At 59.9% G+C, this 2,864-nt stretch carries 4 protein-coding genes, 1 tRNA gene and 1 pseudogene; all 6 read right to left on the reverse strand.

From position 1 onward, the window contains the following. Positions 1-244 precede the first annotated feature (244 nt). The gene (gene rplA, locus Q0C59_RS19430) at positions 245-940 is read right to left on the reverse strand and encodes a 50S ribosomal protein L1 (RefSeq protein WP_056267428.1); all 696 of its coding nucleotides are present in this window, start codon (positions 938-940) and stop codon (positions 245-247) included. Next, positions 941-1,372 (reverse strand): 50S ribosomal protein L11, encoded by a 432-nt coding sequence (rplK, locus tag Q0C59_RS19435; RefSeq protein WP_056267423.1) that lies wholly within the window; start codon positions 1,370-1,372, stop codon positions 941-943. A 115-nt stretch (positions 1,373-1,487) separates the two neighbouring features. After that, the gene (gene nusG, locus Q0C59_RS19440; protein ID WP_056267420.1) at positions 1,488-2,063 is read right to left on the reverse strand and encodes a transcription termination/antitermination protein NusG; all 576 of its coding nucleotides are present in this window, start codon (positions 2,061-2,063) and stop codon (positions 1,488-1,490) included. Next, a complete protein-coding gene (gene secE / locus Q0C59_RS19445) occupies positions 2,064-2,447 on the reverse strand; it encodes a preprotein translocase subunit SecE (RefSeq protein WP_291218687.1) in 384 nt (127 codons plus the stop codon). Between the two features lie 144 nt (positions 2,448-2,591). Continuing rightward, positions 2,592-2,667 (reverse strand) — tRNA-Trp (locus Q0C59_RS19450). Between the two features lie 80 nt (positions 2,668-2,747). Next, positions 2,748-2,864: pseudogene (locus tag Q0C59_RS19455) on the reverse strand (elongation factor Tu); the annotation flags it as partial.

Genomic DNA, 2,864 nt, shown 5'->3' on the forward strand with positions numbered 1-2,864 from the left:
TAAATGTGCCTTCGGTCCAACGACCTGAGACACGCCTCATTGCAGCGATCAACTGTTTCGGAACGGATTCCATCTGCAGCGGGATCGCCATCTGCGTTGGCTTGTCACAATTAAGTCGGACCGCATTCCGAAGAACTTGATCCGACACCAACGGTCTTGGATGGCCCCGGGAGCTGGTCATCACAACCAGCCTCCGGACCCACCACACCCGGGCAACCTGCGTCACCCGAATTCTTTCTCGCGATTACGCCGAGATGGATTGCATGTCCACACGAACGCCGACACCCATGGTCGACGACACCGCGACCTTGCGCAGGTACACACCCTTGCTGGTCGCTGGCTTGGCTTTGGTCAGCGCGTCGAGCAGGGCCACCAGGTTGCCCTGGAGCTTGTCGGCTTCGAACGAGCGGCGACCAATGGTGCCGTGCACGATGCCGGCCTTGTCGACGCGGAACTGCACCTGACCAGCCTTGGCGTTGCGCACGGCTTGTGCGACGTCGGGCGTCACGGTGCCGACCTTCGGGTTGGGCATCAGGCCACGCGGACCCAGGATCTGACCCAGGGTACCGACGACGCGCATGGCGTCCGGCGAGGCGATCACCACGTCGAAGTTCATGTTGCCGGCCTTGATGTCGGCGGCCAGATCGTCCATGCCCACGATATCGGCACCAGCGGCCTTGGCTTCTTCGGCCTTGGCGCCCTGGGCAAACACGGCGACGCGCTTGGTCTTGCCGGTGCCGTTGGGCATCACGACGGCGCCACGCACCACCTGGTCGGATTTCTTGGCGTCCACGCCGAGCTGGATGGCCACGTCGATGGATTCGTCAAACTTGGCGTTCGCGCATTCCTTGATGATGGCGATGGCCTCGGTCAGGGCGTACAGCTTGTTGCTGTCGACCTTGCCTTCGAAGGCTTTCTGTTTTTTGGTCAGCTTGGCCATTTACACGCCCTCCACAATCACGCCCATCGAGCGGGCCGAACCGGCGATGGTGCGCACGGCAGCGTCCACATCGGCGGCGGTCATGTCTTTCATCTTGGTCTTGGCGATCTCTTCGAGCTGTGCGCGCGTGATCTTGCCGACCTTGTTCTTGTTGGGCACCGAAGAGCCCTTGTCGAGCTTGATCGCCTTCTTGATCAAGGTGGTCGCCGGCGGCGTCTTGATGATGAAGGTGAAGCTCTTGTCCGCGTACGCCGTGATCACCACGGGCAGCGGCAGACCTGGCTCAACGCCCTGGGTCTGGGCGTTGAACGCCTTGCAGAACTCCATGATGTTCAGGCCGCGCTGACCCAGTGCCGGGCCGATCGGAGGGGAAGGGTTGGCCTTGCCAGCTGGGACTTGCAGCTTGACGAAGCCGACGATTTTTTTCGCCATTTTTTAGCTCCTGCGAGTGCAGACGGTTGCCACAGTGGACAACCTCCTCGCGGTTGGGGACCCGGAAAACTTCAACAGCACTGGCGTCGGGCCGACCCGCCAGCACCTGCAACCGTCAGGTCTTTTCGACCTGGCTGAATTCGAGTTCGACCGGCGTGGCGCGACCGAAGATGGTCACCGACACGCGCATCTTGTTCTTCTCGTAATTGACTTCTTCGACCGTGCCGTTGAAGTCGGTGAAGGGACCTTCCTTCACACGAACATATTCGCCCACGACGAACTCCACCTTGTGGCGGGGCTTGTCGGTGCCTTCCTGCATCTGGTTGACGATCTTCTGAACGTCTTCCTCGGAGATCGGCGCCGGGCGGTTCTTGGCGCCACCCACAAAGCCGGTCACTTTGTTGGTGTGCTTGACGAGGTGCCATGTGTCGTCGTCCATCACCATTTCCACCAGCACATAGCCGGGGAAGAACTTGCGCTCGGTGGTACGTCGTTGGCCGTTTTTCATTTCGACCACCTCTTCGGTGGGCACGAGAATGCGGCCAAATTTGTCTTGCATGCCGGCGCGGTTGATGCGCTCGACGATGTTGCGCTCGGCGGCTTTTTCCATGCCCGAGTAGGCGTGGACCACGTACCAGCGCATGCCTTCTGCGGCCACGCCGTCGGTCACGGGACTGTTTTGCTCGGTCATTTATTTTCTCCAGCCCAGAATCAGGTCGTAGAACAGCCATTCGACCGTCTTGTCGGTGAGCCACAAAAAGAGCGACATCACGAGCACGAAGGCGAAAACATAAGCCGTCATCTGGATCGCTTCCTTGCGGGCGGGCCAGACAACCTTTTTGACTTCGCGCCATGCATCGCGCCCAAAGGCAATCAGCTGCTTGCCCGACTCGGACACTGCAAACACCACCACAGCAGCCACCAGCAGCGCGATCAGGGCACCCCACTGCACCAGGGCGCCCCGGGACGACAGCAGGTAGTAGGCGACAAACGAGCCCAACAGCAACGCGATGGCAGCCGCCAGCTTGGCCTTGTCGGCGCCGGTGTGGACGGTTTGTACTTCGGAGGTGGCCATGAAAATCCAGACAAAACTTATCAAAAAACGTGCTCAAAACTCGAAAGCTTGAGACACGCAAGCCCACCAGAGGTCTCATCGACTTCGGTGGGCTTGTCAACCACTCAACAGGGCCGGATCAATTCCCGGAAACATCCTGCTGGGTGGCAGGGGCAGTAGGAATCGAACCTACAACCTTCGGTTTTGGAGACCGACGCTCTGCCAATTGAGCTATACCCCTACTGGCGATGCCCCTGAGGGCTGTTAATCCGTTGAGGTCAGAGAACACGCCAGAGCGAGTGGTCTGACCCACAAAATCCCTTAAGCAATGATCTTGGCAACGACGCCGGCGCCAACGGTACGGCCGCCTTCGCGGATGGCGAAGCGCAGGCCTTCTTCCATGGCGATGGGGTTGATCAGCTTGACCGTGATCGACAC

This window comes from Hydrogenophaga sp., from assembly GCF_022844385.1.
Lineage (GTDB): Bacteria > Pseudomonadota > Gammaproteobacteria > Burkholderiales > Burkholderiaceae_C > Hydrogenophaga.

Bases quoted from the DNA above. Each gene is read 5' to 3' on its own strand.
- rplK (WP_056267423.1), bottom strand. From the start codon at position 1,372: ATGGCGAAAAAAATCGTCGGCTTCGTCAAGCTGCAAGTCCCAGCTGGC.
- nusG (WP_056267420.1), bottom strand. From the start codon at position 2,063: ATGACCGAGCAAAACAGTCCCGTGACCGACGGCGTGGCCGCAGAAGGC.
- rplA (WP_056267428.1), bottom strand. From the start codon at position 940: ATGGCCAAGCTGACCAAAAAACAGAAAGCCTTCGAAGGCAAGGTCGAC.
- secE (WP_291218687.1), bottom strand. From the start codon at position 2,447: ATGGCCACCTCCGAAGTACAAACCGTCCACACCGGCGCCGACAAGGCC.